Genomic DNA, 19,883 nt, shown 5'->3' on the forward strand with positions numbered 1-19,883 from the left:
CTCGCCGGCCCGCGGCGGGCGTCGGGAGGCGGTCGGCCGGGCCGGCTCGGACCGCCGGGGAACGGGCAGCCCGGTCGGCGACGTTACGGTCGCTGTTCCACGACTGAGGAGGCGACCCGGGTGCGCGTGTACCTGCCGGCCACGACGACCGTTCTGCGGCGGCTGCTGGACGACGGCCGACTGGAGGGGCCGCTCACGGTGTTCGCGGTCACCCCGCAGCTGCGTGCCCACTACGAGCTCAGCGACGACCTCCGCGATGACGAGGAGCTGGAGTACGCCGCCCTGCTGGCCGCGGCCCGGGCCAGCCTCCGGTTGATCGACGTCGACCCGACCGCGGCCCGGCGCCGGGTGGTGCTGGCCGCCGACGTGCCGGAGTCCTCGCTCACCCCGATCGAGGACCTCGGGGCCGACCCCGGCGCCGCGCGGACCACCGCGACCGTCACGCTGGCCGACGTCGCCAGTGCGCACGTCGACGTGGCCGAGGCCGAGGCCGACGTCGCGGCCGCGGTCGCCGTCGTGCTGGAGGCCGACCTCGGCAGCGACGAGGCGCAGTTCGCCGTCGACCAGGCCGAGGGGCACGAGCTCGCCTGGTACGCCACGCAGGAGATCGGGCCGGCGCTCGAGCTGCTCTGACCGGCGCACCGGGTCACCGTTCCCGGCCCGGCCCGGGAACGGGCACCCGGTGCCGCGCCACCTGCACCCGGGTCGGCTCGCCGCGGGCGAGCAGCCAGCCGGAGCCGGGGCGGGCCGGCAGGGGGGTGCGCGGCACCCGCAGCCCGAGCAGCTCCGCGTCCCCGGGTCCGGGGCGCAGCAGCAGCGCGGTACGGGACCGCCGCAGCGCCGCCACCGGACCGCGGAAGCTCCCGGCGAGCTCGGTCGGGCTGCCGGCGGCGATCACCAGCACGTCGCCCGGGGGCGGTGCGTCGTCCGGGGGCTGCTCGGCCGGTGAGCTCAGCGCGACCGCGAGCACGTCGGCCACCGCGTCGGGTAGCGAGGTGACGTCGTCGGCGAGGACCACCCGGGCGTCGGGTGTGGTCTCGGCGAGCCAGGCCCGCAGCCCGGCCGCGTCGCGGCGGTCCACCCGGTCGATCCGGTGCTCGGGGCCGTCCGGGTCGCCATGGAGGTCGCCATGGAGGTCACCGAGGTCACCGCGCGGGCGCGACGACGTCAGCTCGAGCACCCGGGCTCCCGCGGCGCGGCAGTGCCGGCCGAAGGCCCGCACCGCGTCGCTGCGACCGCTCCCCGGCGGGCCCACGACGAGCAGCCCGCCGGCTGCCCCGAGGTCGATCCCGGTCACGCGCCCCTCGTCGCCGCCGGGGCCCACCGGCAGCCAGCGGTACCCGGCGTCCGGGAACGGCAGCGGCAGCTCGGGGTCGGCGGACAGGTCGCTCACCCGCAGCGGGACGGGGGCGGCGCCGGCCGGGAGGGGCCAGGCGCGGACCGCGTCCCGGGGCAGGGCCAGCTGGCACTCCACGGCGTCCTCACCCACCAGCGCCCGGCCCGGGGGACGGTGTTCGGGGACGGCGCGCGCGGGCACCCCGGCGACCGCGTAGTCGGTCCGATCGGGCAGCGGCAGCACCAGGCGCTCCCGCACCGAACCGGCCAGCCGGCTCCCGGGTACCGCCCGGTCGGCCGTCAGCGCGACGGTCAGCCCCACCGCGCCACCCTCCCGGCACAGCCGGATCAGGTCGGCGGCGCCGCCCGCGGGGTCGCCGTTCTCCAGCTCGGCGGCCAGGCCGTCGTAGCCGTCGACCAGGAGCAGGACGAGGGGCCGGTCCGCCGGTGCGCCGGTGCGCCGGCTGTCCAGCTCCGCGGCCAGGCGGTGCAGCAGCCGGCCGCTGCGGTGCGGGTCGCCGCGTCGCACCACGGTGCCGGTGTGCGGCAGGTCCGCGGCCCGCGCAGCCAGTGCACCGCCGCCGTGGTCGAGCACGTGGACGTGCAGCTGCTCAGGGGAGAGCTGGGTGGCCGCCTCGGTCAGCACCGTCTCCAGCGCGGTGCTCCGCCCGCTGCGTGGCCCGCCCACCGCGAGCCACCCGCCACCGGCGGCGAGGTCCAGTTCGTACGGCGGCTGCACCTGCCGGTCGGGGACGTCCAGCAGGCCGATGCGGACGACCGTCGGGGCGGTCGGGGCCCGGTCGGGGTTCAGGTCGGCGGCGGTGAGCCGGCTGGGGAGCGGGGGCAGCCACGGCCGCTGGGGCAGCGCCAGCCCCGCCGCCGCGGTCCGCCGCGCGACGGCGGTGACGATCCGGGCCAGGTCGCTGTCGCCGGCGGGGGCCGCGCCCGCGGTCGGGGCGGGCAGCGGCGGCCAGGCCCGCCGGCGCACGTGCACCGCCGGCCCGGTCGGTGCCGAGGTGGCGACCCGGGCCACCTGGAGGAGGACCGGTGCCGCGCCGCCGGCCCGCAGCCACGCGCGACCGGGCCGGTCGGCGGGCAGCTGGGCGGGCAGCGCGCTGCCCAGCACGTCACGGGCCTCCGCCTCGTCGGTGGTGCGCAGGCAGATCCGCAGGGAGCAGTTGGCCCGGATCTCGGGGCTGACCACGCCGGAGGGGCGCTGGGTCGCGAGGACCAGGTGCACGCCCAGCGAGCGTCCGCGCTGCGCGATGCCGACCAGGCCGCTGACGAAGCCGGGCAGGTCCTCCACCAGCGTGGCGAACTCGTCGACCACGATGACCAGCCGGGCCAGTGCCACGTCGTCGGGGAGCTCCCCGACGTCCCGGGCGCCGTGCGCGGCGAGCAGCCGCTCCCGGCGGGTCAGCTCGGCGGCCAGGGAACGCAGCGCCCGCGCGGTCGACTGGTGGTCCAGATCGGTGAGCACCCCGACGGTGTGCGGCATCGCCGCCGCCTCGGCGAAGGCGGCGCCGCCCTTGTAGTCGACCAGCAGGAGGCTGCACCGATCCGGTGGGTGGTGCAGGGCCAGGCCGGCGACCAGCGTCTGCAGCAGCTCGGACTTCCCCGAGCCGGTCGTGCCCGCGACGAGCGCGTGCGGCCCCTGGGCCACCAGGTCCAGGGTCAGTGGGCCGCGGGCGGTGGCGCCGAGGGTGGACAGCAGCCGGGTGCGGGACCGGTCCCAGGCCGGTGCCGGCTGGTCGGCGTGCTGCCCGGGGGGCGCGGACAGCTCGAGCAGCCGGGCGCTGTCGGGGATCCCGTGCGCGTCGGCCGGCGCGGTGAGGGAGGCCAGGGTGCGGGCCAGTGCGGCCGCGGTCGTCTCCCGCAGCGCGTCGAGGACGACCGACCGGCCGGGGGTGCCGGGCAGCTCGAGTCGGCCGGCCGAGCCCGTCTCGCCGGTGACGGTCAGCTGCGCCCCGGCCCCCGACCCCGGCCGGTCGGTGAGCTCGAGCAGGGACACCCGGGGCGCGGCGGCCACCAGCGCAGCCCGCGTCTCGGCGTTCACCGCGCCGTCGACCACGACGAGGGTCCGGCCGTCGCCGGCGGTCGGGGACGGGGCGTGGTCGCCGTCCGCGGCGTGCCCCGCCGGGCGGACGGTCCCCAGGTGGGGCAACCAGCGGGCCCAGGCCCAGTCGGCCAGTCGGGCCGGGTCGCAGACCAGCTCGAGGGACAGCGCACCGGGTGGGCAGAGCGCGGCCAGCTGGCACACCAGCGCCCGCGCGGTGCCCAGCACTGCCGGCCGCGGCCCGCTGAGCGTCAGGCCGGCGCAGGAGCCGAGGTCCAGGGTGACCGGGACGGCGCCGGCCGGAGCTGCCGACCGCGCGCCGTCCGGGCCGGCCGCGGTCACCGCCGTGGGGCCGGGGCCGCTGCCCAGGCGCACCACCCAGCCGGTCGGGTCGTGCCCGCCGCGGGACCACAGCGGCGAGACGCGCCGCCGGGCCGCCGCGACCAGCCGGGCGGGATCGGGGTGGCGTTCCTCCTGGCCGGCCACGTCGGCGGTGACCGCGGCAGCCAGCTCGAGCTCGGCCCGGGCCAGCGCGACCGCGTGCTCGGCCCGGGCCCGCCGGCCGGCCCGACGGCCGGTGAGCCGGTCGGACCACCAGCCGCCCACCGCCACCGCGGGGCCGAGCAGGGCGAAGAACAGGAACGCCGGGGTGTCGAGCAGCCAGGCCATCGTGACGCCGCCGACCGCGGGGAGGGACACCGCCACCCAGCCCAGGCGCCGGCTCGGCGGGTCAGCCGGCGGGGCGGGCAGCTCGACGCTGACCGGGACGGCCGGCGGCGGGCTCACCGCGAGGGGGCGCACCACCACCCGTCCCGCGCCGGTGCCCTCGGTCTCCAGCGGTGCGCCCGCCGGGCCGGTCAGCCGGACGGTCGTGGCGCCCAGCCGGATCGCCTCGCCCACGGGCCAGGTCGTCGCGGTGCGGTCCAGCGGGGCGGCGCCCCGCCGCGTCGTCAGCACCGTGCCGTTCGAGGAGCCGAGGTCGGCGACGGTCACCCGCCCCTCGGCGACCGTGACCACGGCATGCCGGCGGGACACGTCCGGGTCGGCCAGGTGCAGCCCGCACGTCGTGCTCCGGCCCACGACGAGCCGCCCGCGCCCCAGCGGCAGGCTGCGCCCGGCATCCGGCCCGCCGACGACCTGCAGCTCCAGTGCACCCGAGCCGTCCGCGGCCGGGTCGCGGGGGGCCGGCCGGCCCCAGCCCAGCACCGCCCCGTGGCGCAGAGCCGGGGCGGACAGGGGTGTGCCGCCGGGCAGCTCCGCCGACCCGGACCACAGCGGGCCGGCCGGCAGCCCCAGCTCGGCCGCGAGGGCGGGCAGGACGTCGGCCAGCACGGCGTCCTCGGGCGCGGAGACCTCGACGTCGACGGCGCCACGGGCCGCGCACAGCGTCCAGCCGCGGCTGCTGGTCCGCGCCCCGCCCGGGGCGCCGGCTGAGGTGGGCACCGGGTGATCGTGCCGCTCGGGCGGGGCCCGCGGTCGGCGGCGGAGGCGACCTGTGGACAGCCCTGGGGGCTGTGGACAACAGCCGACCCGGACCGACTCGGCCCCCTACCGTCCTGCTCCACCGGGAGGTGCCCGGGTCAGGAGGAGGAACCGTGAAGGTCGACATCGCGACGTTGCAGGGGATGGCCGGCCGCTGCCAGGCCGAGGCCGGGGACACCACCGCGCGGCACCCCGCCTTGTCGGCGGGGATCAACACCTCGGTGCTCGAGGGGTGGACCGACAGCCAGGCGGCGGTGCAGTTCACCGAGCTCTACGAGAAGTGGCGGCTGTCCAGCCAGGGGCTGAGCGAGGCGCTGACGGGCATGGGTCAGCTGCTCACCAACGTCGCGGCCGCCTACCAGCAGCACGAGGCGGAGATGGCCGCCCGGATCGGCGCGATGATCTGAGGCGGCACCGGTCAGCTCCGGGCGGGAGCCGGGACCGGTGCGGCGGGCCGGTCGAGCACCGTGTCCCGCCGGCGGGTGGTCAGCCGCTCCCAGGGCAGGATCGACAGGATCGCGATGCAGTGCGGCAGGAAGATGATCGCGACGCCGGCGTAGACCATCACGTGGAAGCCGAGCAGGAAGAGCACCAGCCCGATCCGGGCCCGGTCGGTGCGCACCAGCAGGATCAGGGGTGCGGCCAGCTCCAGCACGATCATCACCCACTGCGCCGCCGGCAGCAGCCAGGCCACGTCCAGCGTCCACATCGACAGGTCGGTGCCCCGGCGCACCAACGCGCGGGTGAGCGTGGCCCCGGTCGCCCAGTCCCAGCCCCCGAACCGGATCTTCGCCCAGGCGGCGAGGAAGTAGGTGAGCATCACGGTGACCAGCACCGCCGCCATCGCGAACCCGGCGGCCTCCGACGAACGCCGGTCACGCAGCCGCGCCCGCCCGATCGTCGGCAGCACCGCCAGGGCGACCAGGAAGGCGATCCGGTCGTGGTCGACCTTCCCGTAGCTCATCGCGATCACCATCCACTCCGAGTAGAGGAGGAAGACGGCGAAGCCGAGCAGCCGGGGCGCCCGGCCGGTGGCGGCGGCCAGTGCGGCGATCACCAGCGCCCACTGCACGACGAGCACGACCGTGTGGGTCGGGGTGGGCAGCGGCAGCAGCCGGCCGATGAGCAGCGGTGCGTACCAGTCGGTGGGCACGTCGGCGTGGGCGCGCACCCACCCCGTGGTCAGGAAGACGTCCACCGGGATGAACAGGTAGGCGATCAGCCGGAAGACCGCGACGCGGGCCAGCGGCACCGGGCGGAACCACCAGCGGGGGGTGCCGGGGATGGCCGGCGCCTCCTCCGGGCGCACCGGCGCCGCGGTGGGTGGGGTGGTGGCCGCGGTGCTCACTCGCCGTCCTCCAGCTGGTACTCGATCAGCACCCGGTCGCTGACCGCACCGGTCCGCTGACCGTCGGAGAGCTCGAACCGGCGCTGCACGACCTGCACCTCCACCAGCTCCTCGGCGTCGGGATTGCGTTCGGCGTAGGAGTCGGCGAGGAGCCCCAGCAGCGACGGGTCGCGGTGAATGCGGGGGAGCTGACCCTCGAACTCCGCCCGGCGCAGGCCCACCTCGCCACCGGAGAGCCGCACCTCCGCACCCGCCGGGGTCAGCCCGACCACCCGGGTGGAGGTCACCGGGGTGTCCGGGTTCGCGCGGGTCGAGTACATCCGGAACGGGCCGAAGGGGAAGGCGTCGTCGTCGCCCCACACCGTGCCGGCCAGCAGCAGGGCCAGCACCGTCGCCGCCGCGGCCAGCCGGACGCGGCGGCCACCGGGGCTCAGGCGCTCGACCTCGGCCTCGGCCGGCAGGTCAGCGGCCTCGGCCGGCAGGTCAGCGGCGGACTGCAGGGGCACCAGCTCATCGTAGGATCGGCGCCCGTCCGGACGGGTCATCGTCGCCCCGCACCGGCAACTCCCGTTCCCCGTGTGGACCGGGGGTCGCCTGAGGCGCCCGCGTCCCGTCGCAGTGAGCCGATGATCGGGAGCTGAGCAGATGCAGTTCGGCCGGTACTACGAGGAGTTCGAGGTCGGCGCCACCTACAAGCACTGGCCCGGCAAGACCGTCACCGAGTACGACGACCACCTGTTCTGCCTGCTCACGATGAACCACCACCCGCTGCACCTCGACGCCCACTACGCCGCGGAAACCACCGAGTTCGGGGCGAACGTCGTCGTCGGCAACTACGTCTACTCCCTGCTGCTGGGCATGAGCGTGCCCGACGTGTCGGGCAAGGCGATCGCGAACCTGGAGGTCGAGTCGCTCAAGCACGTCGCCCCGACCTTCCACGGCGACACGATCTACGGCGAGACCACCGTGCTGGACAAGGCAGAGTCGCGGTCCAAGGACGACCGCGGGGTCGTGCACGTGGAGACCACCGGCTACAAGCAGGACGGCACCGTGGTGTGCGTCTTCCGCCGCAAGGTGATGGTGCCCAAGCGCTCCGCCGCGGAGCAGCACGGCGGCGGGCAGCACGGTGGCGGGCAGCACGGTGGCGGGCAGCACGGTGGCGGGCAGCACGGCGGCGGGCAGCACGGCGGCGAGCAGCCCGGGCGACCGGAGCCGGTCCGCCGCTGACCCGTCACCGGTGGGGGAGCAGACCCCAGCCGGTCAGGGCCGCGACCACACCCGGCGCCACCCGGCCCGCGGCCTCCAGCGCGGCCAGGCCGGCGGCGTCGACGAACGCCACCGCGGCGGCGTCGTCACCGGCCACCGGCCGCTGGCCTTCGCCGGCCAGGTCGCAGCGCCAGTCGGTCACGGTGAACAGCACGCCGTCCCCGGGGATGCGTACCCGACCGGCGACCGAGACCGGGCGCACCCGCAACCCGGTCTCCTCGTGCGTCTCGCGCACCACCGCGTCCGGCTCGGTCTCCCCGGGCTCCACCCGGCCGCCCGGCACCGACCACAGCCCCGCGCTGGGGGCGTGCCCGCGCTGGATCAGCAGCAACCGGCCCGCGGCGTCGTGCACCACGGCACCCACGCAGGGCACCTCCGGGACGGCGCAGGGCACCTCCGGGACGGCGGCGTCGCGCTCGGGCACGTCCGGAGGCTACGGCCGGCCGCCGGTGCGCACCGCCCCGGGCGGGTGACCGCGGCACCGGGAGCAGAACGAGTGCTTGACGAAACCGCGCCGGGGACCGACGGTGAGCGGCGATGAGCGTCTCCCCGGTGTGCCCTCGCTGCGGCGAGGCGCTGATGGTGAAGCCAGGCTCCACTGCGGAGGGCTGGTGCCACCTGCATGCGGCGGTCACCCCGCTGCACCACACCGCGGTGGTGGCGCACGACGCCATCACCGCCGTCTGCGCCGACGCCCGGGTGCCGGCCTGGGTGCCGGACCCGATGCCGTCGGGCTGGTCGGTCACCGGGCTGGCCTGGGGTGGTGAGCCCGGCGCCCGGGCGATCGTGGTGGCCTGCGCCGGCCCCGGCCCGCTGGGCGAGGCCGCCGAGCTGGTGCTGGTCGCCGAGGAGCCGGGCACGGGACTGGGCTGCGGGTACGCCGGGTTCCCCGGTGTCGACCCCGGTGAGCTGATCGACGGCCCGTCCGCCGCGGCCGTCCGCGCCGCCGGGCAGCGCGCGCCGCTGTGGACCGTGCCCACCAGCGACGACCGGGCCGCGTTCGTCGGCGAGGCGTACGGGGTGTGGCTGTGGCTGGTGACCTGGCCGTCCTCGGCCGCCTGGCTGCTGGCCGAGGACCCGGTGCTGCTGGACCTGCGCGAGCGCGTCTACCCCGACCTCCCGCTGGGCCCGCCGACGGAGCGGCTGCTCCCCGGACGCTGATTCCACCCCGGCCCGGCGTGGCGACTGGTGTGACGCGCGGGATTGCTGTTACCCATGTGGCGCGGTCCAGCAGGCCGTGGTGGAGTCATGCCGTCGTCCGTGCGCGGATGCCGTGGCCTGCCTGCTGCCCGATGGGAGGAACGGTGCGACCGTGCTGAAGAAGGTGCTCACCTGGGTGGCCGTGGCCTTCGTCGTCTTCTACGTGATCCAGCGACCGGAGGACGCCGCCGGCATCGTGCGCAGCGCGGGCTCGGCCCTGGGTGATGCGGCCCAGTCGCTGTCGGCCTTCGTGGGCTCGCTGGTCTGAGCCGGGCCGTGTCCGGCCCGCGACGGCCCCGCTGGGGCAAGGACGCCGAGAAGTACCTCCTCCCCGACGAACCGCCGGTGATCGCCACCCGCCGGCACCCGGCGGTGCTGGTCCGCCCGTACGTGCGGGGGCTGCCGGTGCTGGTCGCCGGCGTCTGGTTGCTGCAGCTCGACCCGCAGAACCAGGTGAGCACCCTGTTCGGCCTGGCCGCCGCCGTCGGCGCACTGGCCCACCTCGGTCTGCACACCGCCGAGTGGTGGGTGCGGCACCTGCTGGTCACCCGGCGCCGCGTGCTGCTCACCTCCGGGGTGATCATCCGCACCGTCGCGGTCATGCCGCTGCGCCGGATCACCGACCTGACCTGGAAGGAGACCTTCTGGGGGCAGATCCTCGGCTACGGCACCTTCCGCTTCGAGTCGGCCGGTCAGCAGCAGGGGCTGGACGTGGTCACCTTCATGCCGCACGCCGGGTCGCTGTACAAGCGGCTGAGCGAGCTGATGTTCGGCACCGACTTCTCCAGCAACCCGGTGAGCAGCGACGAGGACGCCGACGGGTCGATGAACGCCGACGACCGCGGGGAGGACGGCGCGCCCGAGCAGCACCTGCCCCGGCCGCTGGTGTCCGGGCGGCGGCACGACACCGAGCCGATCCCGCGGGTCCGGGCCGGCCGGCCCACCCCGCCCGCCGAGTGAGCACCGGCCGCCGGTCGACCGGCACCGGGCCGGATGCGGCAGGCTGACGGCGTGCGCATCGACCTGCACACCCACTCCGCGGTGTCCGACGGCACCGACAGCCCCGCGGCGCTCGTCGCCACCGCGGCCGCGGCCGGCCTCGACGTCGTCGCCCTCACCGACCACGACACCACCGCCGGGTGGCAGCCGGCCGCCGCTGCCCGGCCGACCGGGCTCACCGTCGTGCCGGGGATGGAGCTGTCCTGCCGGTGGTTCCCGGCCGACGAGCCGCCGATGAGCGTGCACCTGCTGGCCTACCTGTTCGACCCGCTGCACGCCGGCTTCGCGACCGAGCGCGTCCGGCTGCGGGAGGAGCGGCTCGGGCGCGCCGAGCGGATCGTCGGCAACCTCGCCCTGGCCGGCTACCCGATCACCTGGGCTCGGGTGGTGGCCCGCAGTGGCGGTGGGGTGGTCGGCCGGCCGCACATCGCCGGGGCGCTGGTGGAGGCCGGTGTCGTCGACTCGGTCGACCACGCCTTCGCCACCGTGCTGAGCCACCGCAGCCCGCACTACGTGACCAAGGCCGACACCGACGTGCTCGACGGCATCGCCCTGGTCCGCGCGGCCGGCGGGGTGCCGGTCTTCGCGCACGGGCTGGCCACCTCCCGCGGCCGGGTGGTCGACGACGCTGCCCTCGCGACGATGGCCGACGCCGGGCTGCTCGGCCTGGAGGTCGACCACCCCGACCACACCCCGGCGCAGCGCGAGCACCTGCGCGGCCTGGCCGGCGACCTCGGGCTGATCCGCACCGGGTCCAGCGACTACCACGGCACCAACAAGCTCACCCCGATCGCGGCGTGCACGACCGACCCCGACCAGTACGAGGCGCTCGTCGCCGCGGGCACCGGGAGCGCCGTCCTCACCGACTGAGGACCGTCGGTGCCCCCGGCTACGGTGGCGGCATGGGGGAGGACCGGCGGTGAGCGCCCAGCTGGAGATGCCGGGCATGCCCAAGCGGCTGTTCGCCTGCACGCCGAGCAAGCTCGCCACCTTCGCCGACTGCCCGCGCCGCTACCGGTTCGCCTACGTCGAGCGGCCCAGCCCACCCAAGGGCCCGCCGTGGGCGCACAACACCGTCGGCTCCGCGGTGCACGCCGCGCTGCGCAGCTGGTGGGAGCTGTCGATCGAGAAGCGGACCACCGCGGCGGTCCGGCAGCTGCTGTACGGGGGCTGGTCGACCACCGGCTTCCGGGACGAGGAGCAGTCCCACCGCTGGCGCGCGAAGGCCGCCACCTGGCTGACCGACTACGTCGCCGGGCTCGACCCGGCCGACGAACCGGCCGGCACCGAGCGCACGGTCGGGACGACGACGCCGGCGCTGGCGCTGTCGGGCCGCGTCGACCGGATCGACCGGCGCGGCGACGAGCTGGTCGTCGTCGACTACAAGACCGGTCGGACGCCGTCCACCGAGGACGAGGCCCGCGGCTCACCGGCGCTGGCCGCCTACGTGCTCGGTGTCCGGCGCACGCTGCGCCGGCCGTGCAGCCGGGTCGAGCTGCACCACCTGCCCAGCGGCACGGTCGCGGCGTTCGAGCACACCGACCGGTCGCTGGCCAACCACGTGCGCCGCGCCGAGGACATCGCCGCCGACATCACCGCGGCCACCGCGGCGGTCGAGGCCGGGCAGAGCCCCGACGAGGCGTTCCCGACCGTCACCGGCCGGCAGTGCAGCTGGTGCGACTTCCGGCCCAGCTGCCCCGCCGGTCAGGCCGCCGTCCCCGCGCGGGAGTCGTGGAGCTTCCTCCCCGAGGAGCCGGTGGCCGGCTGAGGTCGGCGAGCCGCCGCTCTGGTCAGCGCAGCCCGCGGGCCACCAGCGAGGCCGCCAGCAGCACCATGACCACGGCGATCACCGCGTCGAGCACGCGCCAGGCGGCGGGCCGGGCGAACACCGGGCGCAGCAGCCGCGCCCCGTAGCCCAGCCCGGTGAACCAGACCGCCGACCCCAGCGCGGCCCCGGCGGCGAACCACCAGCGCTGCTCGGACCAGGTGCTGGCCAGCGAGCCGAGCAGCACCACGGTGTCCAGGTAGACGTGCGGGTTGAGCCAGGTCAGCGCCAGGGCGGTGGTGACGGCGGCGGCCAGCGAGCCGCGGGCGCCGCCGTCGGCGGGCAGCAGCGCGGCCGGACGGAGCGCCCGCCGGGCGGCCAGTAGCCCGTAGCCGAGCAGGAACGCCGCGCCGGCGAAGCAGACGACGGTGAGCAGCTCCGGCACCCGGGTGACCAGTGCGCCCGCGCCCGCCGTACCGGCCGCGATGAGCGCGACGTCGGAGAGCAGGCAGACGGCGACGACGGCGGCGACGTGCTCGGCGCGGAGCCCCTGCCGCAGCACGAAGGCGTTCTGCGCGCCGATCGCGATGATCAGCGACAGCCCCAGTCCGAGTCCGGCGGCGGCGGCGAGGGCGGCGGTGGGCACGTCGAGGACCCTAGGCAGCCGACATCTGCAGCACCGCTCACGTTCTTCATGCAGCAACAGTTGCTCTAATGGTGCGGTGGACCTCGATCTCGGTCAGCTGCGCGCCCTCGAGGCGACGGTCGCCGCCGGCAGCCTGGACGCGGCCGCCCGGGCGCTGCACGTCACCCCGAGCGCGGTCAGCCAGCGGCTCAAGGCGCTGGAGACGGCGACCGGCCGGGTGCTGCTGGTCCGCAGCCGGCCGGTGCGGGTCACCTCGTCGGGGGAAGCGGTGCTGCGCCTGGCTCGCCAGGTGGGGCTCCTCGCCGCCGAGACCGCCCGCGAGCTGGGCACCGACCGCGGCCCGGTGCTCCTGCCGATCGCGGTCAACGCGGACTCGCTGGCCACCTGGGTGCTGCCGGCGCTCGCCCCGCTCGCCGGCGAGGTCGCCTTCGACCTGCGCCGGGAGGACCAGGAGCACACCAGCGCGCTGCTGCGCGACGGGTCGGTGATGGCCGCGATCACCGCCGACGCCGACCCGGTGCCCGGCTGCACGGTGACCCGGCTCGGGGGCATGCGGTACCGACCGATGGCGACCGCCGCCGTCGCCGCCCGGTGGTTCGCCGACGGCGTCACCGCGGCGGCGCTGGCACGGGCGCCGGTCGTGGTCTTCGACCGCCGGGACGACCTGCAGCACCGCTACCTGCGGTCCCGCGGTGTCGCGACGGACGGCGTCCCGGCGCACTTCGTCCCGTCCTCGACCGACTACGTGGAAGCCGTGCGGCTGGGCTTCGGCTGGGGCATGGTGCCGCCGCAGCAGGAGCCGCCGGGGGAGCTGGTCGCCCTGGACGACGCCGGCGCCGTCGACGTGCACCTGTACTGGCAGCAGTGGAAGCTGCGCTCCCCGGTGCTGGACCGGGTGGCGGGCGCCGTCCTGGCCGCCGCCCGCCAGACCCTGGAGCAGCCGGCGGGGCAGGCGGGCTAGGCGAACGATGCGACGGGATCGCCGAGGGCGCCGTCGTCGGGGACCACGCCGAGTCCGGGACCGGTCGGCACCCGGATGCGGCCGCCCTCGACCCGGACCGGGTGCGCCGAGTCGTAGTGGAGGTCCACGAAGGGTTCGGCGATCCAGACGCCCTCGAGCAGGCGGGGGTGCACGGTCGCGGCGACGTGGACGCAGGCCGCCGCGATGATGTCCCCGCCCCAGGAGTCGTCGCAGGTGTGGGGCAGCGAGCGTGCCTCGCAGACGTCGCGGACGGTGGCCATGGCTCCGAGGCCGCCCAGGCGGGTGACCTTGAGGCCGAACCCGTCGCACACCCCGAGCGAGATCGCCCGCAGCACCTCGCCGAGGTTCTCGGTGCTCTCGTCCAGGTAGACCGGGTGGTCCAGCTGGGCGCGGATCGCGGCGATCTCCTCCATGGTGTTGCAGGGCTGCTCGAACACGAACGGGATGTCGGCGCACTCCCGGTCGATCCGCAGGACGTCGCGCGTGAGCAGCGCCCGGTTGGCGTCGACGACGAGCCGTGTGCAGCCGGTCGCCTCCCACACCTTCCGGATCGTCTCGATGTCGATCTCGACCGGCCGTCCACCGATCTTCACCTGGAGACGGGGGTAGCCCTCGGCGATCTTCTGCGCCGCGACGCGGGCGGTCTCGTCAGGGTCGCCGAGCGTCAGCGAGTAGTACGAGTCGACCTGATCGGTCGTCGCACCGCCGAGCATGTCGCACACCCTCAGGTCGTAGGCCTTGCCGAGCAGGTCGTACACCGCGATGTCGATCGCGGCCTTCGCGTAGTTGTGGCCGTGGAGCAGGCCGTGCAGCGCGCGCTGGACCGCCGCGGGCCCGGTCACGGTCCGGCCGATCAGCCCCGGGGCCATCTGGGTCAGGGCCGCGCGGGCGCCGAGGGCATGGGCCGGAACGTGGGTCGGGCCGATGGGGCAGGTCTCACCCCATCCGGAGATCCCGATGTCCGACACGATCTGCACGACCGTCGAGTCCAGAGCGGTGTAGGCGCCCTCGGACATCCGGTAGCCGGTGCCCTTCGACGGCAGGTCGACCTGGTAGAGGTGGATCTCGGCGATCCGCATGGTGGTCCTCCTGATCCGCGTGTCGACGTCGGTGTCGTCGACTCCTGGTGGTGCTCGACGCTGCTGTCCTGTCAGGTCACTCGACCGTTGTGGGCGAGCAGGTGAGTTCTCGGCGCCGAGTTCACGTTGACCGGCGCACTGTTCCCGAAGCCGCCGGAGATCTCCCAGACCCGGCGGCGCACCACCGCGGGCGCAGAGGGGACCTCGTTGCCGGTGCTGCTGGACGGCCTACGGGTACCCCGCCGCGGCTCGGCCGGCGGACGCCCAGTCGGCTACGACACGAAGACCTGCAAGCGCCGCAACGTCGTCGAACGAGCGATCAACCGCCTCAAGAACTGGCGCGCCCTGGCCACCCGCCACGACGAGCTCGCCGTCGTCTACCGCGGCGGACTGCTCCTCGCCGCCGCCATCGCCTGGCTCCGCACCTGAGACACGGCCTAAGCGCTGAGCGCGACGTCGCCGGCGACGCGCTCCCGGGCGGCGCGCACGATCGGCGACTCCCGCACCCGGGCGGGCACCGCCAGCGCCGTCTGTCGGAACGCGCGCAGCGCCGCGGTCGCCGCCGCGTCGGTGAGGCCGAACCCGGGCAGGCCGTACAGCCGGCGGGCCCACTGCGGCAGCGTCGCCGCACCCAGGGTGGCCAGGGAGCTCCACGCCGGGCGGGCGGGGGTGAACAGCTGCACCCAGCCGGGCATCGGCGGCACGAGCACGAACCGGGAGGCGGTGCGCGCGGCGGGGGTGACCGCCAGCCGGGGGCGGGTGCGGTCCAGGTAGCCGGCCAGCTCCGCGGCGGTGGCGGGGACGTCGTCGGGCTCGCAGCCGATGAGCACCGCGGCCACCACCTGCTCGGCGACGTAGCGGTCGGCGTCGGCATCGGTCAACGGCACCCCGGCCCGGCGGGCGGTGGACAGCAGCGAGTCGACCTCGCAGCAGTGCACCCAGAGCAGCAGGTCGGCGTCGTCGACGGAGTATGCCCGCCCGGTGGTCTGCTCCACCGCCGACTTGTCGCGGTGCATCCCGCGCACCCGGCGCACCGCGCGCAGCGCGTCCCGGCGGGTGCCGAAGGTGAGCGTGGCGACGTACTCGGCGGTCCGGGTCAGCCGCGCCCACGGCTCGCTGCCGAAGGCCTCGGAGAACTGGTGCACGCCGTCCATCGCCACGGGGTGCAGCGCCTGCAGCAGCAGCGCCCGGATGCCCCCCACGGAGAACGCCGGATCGGCGTGGATCCGCCAGGTGATGCTGTCCGGGCCGAAGAAGCCCAGCCGGTCCTCCTCCGCGGTGAACTCGCGCAGGGAGGGCGTCGGCCTCATCGCACCGCCCCGGCGTCGTCGGCGGACCGGGGGGTGGACGAGCGGGGAGCGGCGGAGCGCGCGGCGTCGGTCGAGGCGGCCGGGTCGGCGAGGAAGTCCAGCAGGACGGCGAGCGTGCGGGCCGGGTTCTCGATCGCCGGGGAGTGCACCGCCTGCGGGATGACCTCGTGCCGGGCGCCCAGCCGCTCGGCCATCTCCGCCTGCAGCGTCGGCCGCCACGCGTCGTCGGCGATGCCGTGCGCCACCAGCACCGGCACCCCCGAGGCGGCCAGCTCGGCCACCCGGTCGGGTTCGCCGAGCATCGCGTCGGCCATGCCGAGCAGCCCGGCGGCGCTGTTGGCCAGGAAGCGGCGGGTGAGGAACTCCCGGGTGGGCGCCGGCACGGCCTGGGCACGGGGATCGGTCATCGCCAGCTGCTCGAGCGTGTCGCTGACCAGCTGCACGCCCCCGGCCGCCAGCAGCGGGGAGAGGTGCTGCAGCAGCTCCGCGCGGGGCCCGGTCAGCCCGGCCGGGCCGCTGCCCAGCAGGGTCAGCGAGGCGAACAGGGCCGGGTCGGCGAGCACGGCGGCGCGGCTCACGATGCCGCCGAAGCTGTGCCCGAGCAGGTGCACCGGGTGGCCGTCCCGCTCCTGCAGCTGGCGGGCCACGGCGACGACGTCGGCGGCGAGCTCGGGCACGGTGTAGGCCGCCGGGTCGTCCGGGCCGGGTGACTCGTACTGGCCGCGCTGGTCGATCGCGACGGCGCGCAGGCCGGCCTCGGCCAGCGGCGTCAGCAGCGGCGCGAAGTCCTCCTTGCTGCCGGTGTAGCCGGCCACCAGCAGCACGGTGGCGCGGGCGTCGCGGTCGGCGCCGGTGTCCAGCCCGGCGATCGGCCCGGTGCCACCGCGGAAGGTGACCGGGCGCGCGTCGTGCTCGGCGAGCTGGCGGAGGTCGTGGGGAGCGGTGTGCTCGGAGCCACCTGGCAGGACCATGACCCCGAGTGTGCACCTCCTCTCGGCCAGTCGTCAGGCCACCCTTCAGGGCCCGCGCCGAGCGTGCGAGGCGTGGGGGGCACGGCCCGCTTCCAGGGGCCCGCCGCGAGCTTGCGAGTGGTGGGGAGGAAGGGGGTCCTTCGACCTTCGTCAGCGGAAGGTGCGAACCTCACCCGGGGTGGCCAGGACGACGGTCGGGCCGACCACGGCGGCGCGGCTGCCCGCGGGCACCTCGTCCGGAACGGTGGACCGGCCCAGGTCGGCGCCGTCGGCCAGCGACCGCCGGACGAACGCGCCCTCCTCGGGCACCAGGACCTCGGTGACCGGGGAGCTGCCCAGCGCGGCGGGGAGCCCGCGGGCCGGCCCGCTCCACCGGGGTGCGCCGCTCTCCGGGTCCAGGGCGAACACCGTGCCGCGGGCCCACAGCAGGGCGACGTCCTCGACACCGGCCTGCAGCAGCGGCTCGCTGCGCACGTCGGCGCCGGCGGGCAGCGGCGGGAGCTCGAGGGTCTGCAGCGTGGCGCCGTCGGCCGGGTCGAGCACGGTGACCGTGTCCCCGACGACGACGTGGACCAGCCGGTCGGTCCCGGCCAGGCGCGCCGTCGCGGTGCCGGTGTACAGCTCACGGGTCCAGGTGAGGCTGCCGGCGAGCCCGTCGTAGAGCAGCACCTGCAGCGGGGCGCCGTCGCCGCAGCGCTGCAGCACGGTCACGCCGGTGCTGCCGGCGTCGGCGTCGACGAACCGGCACCCGTCCGCGGGGGAGACCCGCCAGCGGGTGTTGTCGCCGGTCGGGTCGATGGTGACGATCCCGGTGGGGCTGCTGGCCAGCAGCACCTGCTCGGTGCTGGTCAGGTCGGCGTCGGTGCGGAATCGCACGTTGCGGTACCAGGCGCGCTCACCGGTGGCCGCGGTCAGTGCGGTCAGCTCGTTGCACCGGCTGGCGGTGCGGAAGGCCACGATCACCAGGCCGTCGACCGCGGTCGCGTCGCACAGCTGCGCGTTGGACCGTCGGTAGTGCCAGGCCTCCGACCCCGTGGCGGGGTCGACCATGGCCACCCCGTGCTCGTCGGTGACCAGCACGCGCCCGCTCTCCACCACCCGGCCGCTCTCGGCGCCGGTCGGCGCCGACCACGCCGCGGCCAGCGTCCCCGCCGGCGCCTGGTCGGCGACGGACGCGGGCGGCGCGGTCGTCGAGGAGGTCGCGGCGACGTCGGAGGTCAGCCACAGCGACACGGCGACGGCGGCCACCACGAGGGCGGCCGCCGTCCAGACCCACACCCGCAGCGGCGGGCGCGAGGTGACGCGCTGGAACGGCCTGCCTCCAGGGGCCCGCCCCGGGCGCAGCGAGGAGCGGGGGGAAGGCAGGCCCGTCATCAGGCGGTGGGGTCGCCGCCGCCGGCCGAGCCGGTGTCGGCTGCGCCACCGCCGCTGCGCTTGGCGCCGCCACGACGCCGGCGACGACGCTTGGGCGCGCCACCCTCGCCGGTGGCCGACGCGGTCGCGGTGGCCGCGCCCTCCGCGCCACCGGCCTCGGGGGCTGCCGGGGAGTCGCTGCCGAGGGCGGCTGCCGCGCCGGCGGCCGCGGGGCCGTCACCGCGGGTGCGGCGGCGCGGGCGGCTCTTGCCCCGCCCGGCCGCGGGGTCGGCGTCCTCCCGGCCGGGGCCGGAGTGGTTGCCGCTGGAGGGGGCGCCGCCGCCGGGGCCGCGCCCGGAGCCGGCGGCAGGGCCACCGGCACGCTGGCGCTTGCCGGTCTCGCCGAGGTCCTCGAGGGTCTCGGCGCCCAGCCCCTCGCGGGTGCGCTGCGAACGGGGCAGCCGGCCGGTGGCCGTGGTCGGCACGTCGAGGTCGGTGTAGACCCACGGCGAGGTGGAGTAGGTCTCCGGCGGGTCGGCGAAGTCCAGGTCCAGCGCCTTGTTGATCAGCTGCCAGCGCGGGATGTCGTCCCAGTCGACCAGGGTGACCGCGACGCCGGTGCTGCCGGCCCGGCCGGTGCGGCCGATCCGGTGCACGTAGGTCTTCTCGTCCTCGGGGCACTGGTAGTTGACGACGTGGCTGACGCCGGTGACGTCGATGCCGCGGGCGGCGACGTCGGTGGCGACCAGCACGTCGACCTTGCCGGCCCGGAAGGCGCGCAGCGCCTGCTCGCGGGCGCCCTGGCCGAGGTCACCGTGCACGGCGGCCGCGGCGAACCCGCGGTCGACCAGCTCGTCGGCGACCTTCTGCGCGGTGCGCTTGGTGCGGCAGAAGACCATCACCAGACCGCGGTCGCGGGACTGCAGCACCCGGGACAGCAGCTCGGGCTTGTCCAGGTTGTGCGCCCGGTAGATGAACTGCGTGGTCTGCGGGACCGTCGAGCCCTCGTCGTTGCCGTGCGCCCGGATGTGCGTGGGCTGGCTCATGAACGACCGCGACAGGGTGACGATCGGGCCGGGCATCGTCGCGGAGAACAGCATCGTCTGCCGCTTGTCCGGGACCATCGCCAGGATGCGCTCGATGTCGGGCAGGAAGCCCAGGTCGAGCATCTCGTCGGCCTCGTCCAGGACCAGGCCGCGGACCTTGCCCAGGATCAGGTGACCCTGCTGCGCGAGGTCCAGCAGCCGGCCGGGGGTGCCGACGACGACCTCGACGCCGGCCTGCAGCGCGGCGACCTGCGGCTCGAAGGCGCGGCCACCGTAGATGGCCTGCACCCGGATGCCGCGCTTGGCGCCGGCGGCGGCCAGGTCGCGGGAGACCTGCACGCAGAGCTCACGGGTGGGGACGACGACGAGCGCCTGCGGGACGCCGTCACCGCCCTCGGCCGCGGGGACGACGCGCTGCAGCAGCGGGACGCCGAAGCCCAGCGTCTTGCCGGTGCCGGTGCGGGCCTGCCCGATGAGGTCGTTGCCCGCGAGCGCGAGCGGGAGCGTGAGCTCCTGGATGGCGAAGGTGCGGTGGATCCCGACCTCGGCCAGCGCGGCCACGATGTCGGGGTGCACGTCGAAGTCGCTGAACAGCGGGCTGTCGGGGGCGACGGGTGCGCCGCCCAGCTCCTCGACCTGCGTCTCCAGCTCCTCGGGAGCCGGTGCGCCGGTCTCCGCGTGCTCGAGCTCGGGGGCGGTGGTGGGGGTGTTCTCGGTGGAGGTCAGTTCTCTCGCCTCGGTCTGGTGGGGGACCTGCGGCGTCGTGGTGCGGCCCCGGTCCTCGGGGCGCCGCCGGCGACGCACGCCGGTCCCGGTCGGTTCCGGGATTGTCGATCCAGCGCCGACGTGGCCAGTTCGACCGGGCGTCGAGTGCAGACTGCCCGGGAGAGCTCCGCGAGGAGCGTCATCCAGCGGTCATCAGCGCACACGGAATTGCATTGCGGTCCTGCTGTGAAGTGAACGGACCTCGCGGTCCGCGCATTCCATCCTAGCCTGCGGCAGCCCGATAGCCTGCCCGTGCGCCGCTGCGACACCGCCGGGACCA

The 19,883-nt window shown here is 76.1% G+C and carries 20 protein-coding genes; 10 read left to right on the forward strand and 10 right to left on the reverse strand.

The genetic code is table 11. The features are described from left to right. Positions 1-120 precede the first annotated feature (120 nt). Positions 121-633, forward strand: coding sequence for a DUF6912 family protein (locus tag ACI79U_RS12620; RefSeq protein WP_457069286.1), 513 nt, complete (start codon positions 121-123; stop codon positions 631-633). A gap of 13 nt (positions 634-646) precedes the next feature. On the opposite strand, the gene ACI79U_RS12625 is transcribed toward ACI79U_RS12620, so the two are convergent. Further along, positions 647-4,834 carry an FtsK/SpoIIIE domain-containing protein gene (locus ACI79U_RS12625; protein ID WP_457069284.1) on the reverse strand — a complete coding sequence of 1,396 codons (4,188 nt, stop codon included), beginning with the start codon at positions 4,832-4,834 and terminating at the stop codon, positions 647-649. Positions 4,835-4,986: 152 nt separating this feature from the next. Here ACI79U_RS12625 and ACI79U_RS12630 point away from each other — a divergent pair, with 152 nt between their 5' ends. Further along, entirely contained in the window at positions 4,987-5,280 is a 294-nt protein-coding gene (locus ACI79U_RS12630; protein ID WP_457069282.1) for a WXG100 family type VII secretion target, read from the forward strand. 11 nt (positions 5,281-5,291) lie between these two features. Here ACI79U_RS12630 and ACI79U_RS12635 read toward each other — a convergent pair whose 3' ends face one another. Then, positions 5,292-6,221 carry an MFS transporter permease gene (locus ACI79U_RS12635; protein ID WP_457069280.1) on the reverse strand — a complete coding sequence of 310 codons (930 nt, stop codon included), beginning with the start codon at positions 6,219-6,221 and terminating at the stop codon, positions 5,292-5,294. Continuing rightward, entirely contained in the window at positions 6,218-6,727 is a 510-nt protein-coding gene (locus ACI79U_RS12640) for a hypothetical protein (protein WP_457069278.1), read from the reverse strand. Before ACI79U_RS12640 ends, ACI79U_RS12635 begins: the two co-directional genes overlap by 4 nt. 139 nt (positions 6,728-6,866) lie before the next feature. Here ACI79U_RS12640 and ACI79U_RS12645 point away from each other — a divergent pair, with 139 nt between their 5' ends. Then, on the forward strand, positions 6,867-7,448 hold the full coding sequence (locus ACI79U_RS12645; protein WP_457069276.1) for a MaoC family dehydratase: 582 nt from the start codon (positions 6,867-6,869) through the stop codon (positions 7,446-7,448). Between the two features lie 4 nt (positions 7,449-7,452). On the opposite strand, the gene ACI79U_RS12650 is transcribed toward ACI79U_RS12645, so the two are convergent. Then, positions 7,453-7,911 carry an NUDIX domain-containing protein gene (locus ACI79U_RS12650; RefSeq protein WP_457069274.1) on the reverse strand — a complete coding sequence of 153 codons (459 nt, stop codon included), beginning with the start codon at positions 7,909-7,911 and terminating at the stop codon, positions 7,453-7,455. A 113-nt stretch (positions 7,912-8,024) separates the two neighbouring features. Here ACI79U_RS12650 and ACI79U_RS12655 point away from each other — a divergent pair, with 113 nt between their 5' ends. From ACI79U_RS12655 to ACI79U_RS12675, 5 genes are all read left to right on the forward strand, one after another. Continuing rightward, positions 8,025-8,648 carry a DUF6758 family protein gene (locus tag ACI79U_RS12655; protein WP_457069272.1) on the forward strand — a complete coding sequence of 208 codons (624 nt, stop codon included), beginning with the start codon at positions 8,025-8,027 and terminating at the stop codon, positions 8,646-8,648. 151 nt (positions 8,649-8,799) lie between these two features. Beyond that, complete coding sequence (locus ACI79U_RS12660; protein ID WP_457069270.1) at positions 8,800-8,955, forward strand: hypothetical protein; 156 nt, start codon at positions 8,800-8,802, stop codon at positions 8,953-8,955. A gap of 8 nt (positions 8,956-8,963) precedes the next feature. Beyond that, positions 8,964-9,647, forward strand: coding sequence for a PH domain-containing protein (locus tag ACI79U_RS12665; protein ID WP_457069268.1), 684 nt, complete (start codon positions 8,964-8,966; stop codon positions 9,645-9,647). A 51-nt stretch (positions 9,648-9,698) separates the two neighbouring features. Beyond that, on the forward strand, positions 9,699-10,556 hold the full coding sequence (locus tag ACI79U_RS12670; RefSeq protein WP_457069266.1) for a PHP domain-containing protein: 858 nt from the start codon (positions 9,699-9,701) through the stop codon (positions 10,554-10,556). A gap of 49 nt (positions 10,557-10,605) precedes the next feature. After that, a complete protein-coding gene (locus tag ACI79U_RS12675; RefSeq protein WP_457069264.1) occupies positions 10,606-11,454 on the forward strand; it encodes a RecB family exonuclease in 849 nt (282 codons plus the stop codon). A 22-nt stretch (positions 11,455-11,476) separates the two neighbouring features. Here the strand turns inward: ACI79U_RS12675 and ACI79U_RS12680 are convergent, their stop codons facing one another. Next, positions 11,477-12,097 (reverse strand): LysE/ArgO family amino acid transporter, encoded by a 621-nt coding sequence (locus ACI79U_RS12680; RefSeq protein WP_457069262.1) that lies wholly within the window; start codon positions 12,095-12,097, stop codon positions 11,477-11,479. Between the two features lie 76 nt (positions 12,098-12,173). Here ACI79U_RS12680 and ACI79U_RS12685 point away from each other — a divergent pair, with 76 nt between their 5' ends. Next, positions 12,174-13,058 (forward strand): LysR family transcriptional regulator ArgP, encoded by an 885-nt coding sequence (locus tag ACI79U_RS12685; RefSeq protein WP_457069260.1) that lies wholly within the window; start codon positions 12,174-12,176, stop codon positions 13,056-13,058. Here ACI79U_RS12685 and ACI79U_RS12690 read toward each other — a convergent pair. Beyond that, positions 13,055-14,158 (reverse strand): mandelate racemase/muconate lactonizing enzyme family protein, encoded by a 1,104-nt coding sequence (locus ACI79U_RS12690; protein WP_457069258.1) that lies wholly within the window; start codon positions 14,156-14,158, stop codon positions 13,055-13,057. The genes ACI79U_RS12685 and ACI79U_RS12690 overlap by 4 nt on opposite strands. A 126-nt stretch (positions 14,159-14,284) precedes the next feature. Here ACI79U_RS12690 and ACI79U_RS12695 point away from each other — a divergent pair, with 126 nt between their 5' ends. Beyond that, complete coding sequence (locus ACI79U_RS12695; RefSeq protein WP_457069255.1) at positions 14,285-14,587, forward strand: hypothetical protein; 303 nt, start codon at positions 14,285-14,287, stop codon at positions 14,585-14,587. An 8-nt stretch (positions 14,588-14,595) separates the two neighbouring features. Here the strand turns inward: ACI79U_RS12695 and ACI79U_RS12700 are convergent, their stop codons facing one another. The 4 genes from ACI79U_RS12700 to ACI79U_RS12715 form a co-directional block, all read right to left on the reverse strand. Continuing rightward, on the reverse strand, positions 14,596-15,468 hold the full coding sequence (locus ACI79U_RS12700) for an oxygenase MpaB family protein (RefSeq protein ID WP_457069253.1): 873 nt from the start codon (positions 15,466-15,468) through the stop codon (positions 14,596-14,598). Next, a complete protein-coding gene (locus ACI79U_RS12705; protein ID WP_457069251.1) occupies positions 15,465-16,439 on the reverse strand; it encodes an alpha/beta fold hydrolase in 975 nt (324 codons plus the stop codon). Before ACI79U_RS12705 ends, ACI79U_RS12700 begins: the two co-directional genes overlap by 4 nt. 150 nt (positions 16,440-16,589) lie before the next feature. After that, positions 16,590-17,813: an outer membrane protein assembly factor BamB family protein gene (locus ACI79U_RS12710; RefSeq protein ID WP_457069249.1), complete on the reverse strand. Its 1,224-nt coding sequence runs from the start codon at positions 17,811-17,813 to the stop codon at positions 16,590-16,592. Continuing rightward, a complete protein-coding gene (locus ACI79U_RS12715; protein ID WP_457069247.1) occupies positions 17,813-19,642 on the reverse strand; it encodes a DEAD/DEAH box helicase in 1,830 nt (609 codons plus the stop codon). Before ACI79U_RS12715 ends, ACI79U_RS12710 begins: the two co-directional genes overlap by 1 nt. Between the last annotated feature and the right edge of the window lie 241 nt (positions 19,643-19,883).

Source organism: Modestobacter sp. SYSU DS0904 (assembly GCF_054051115.1).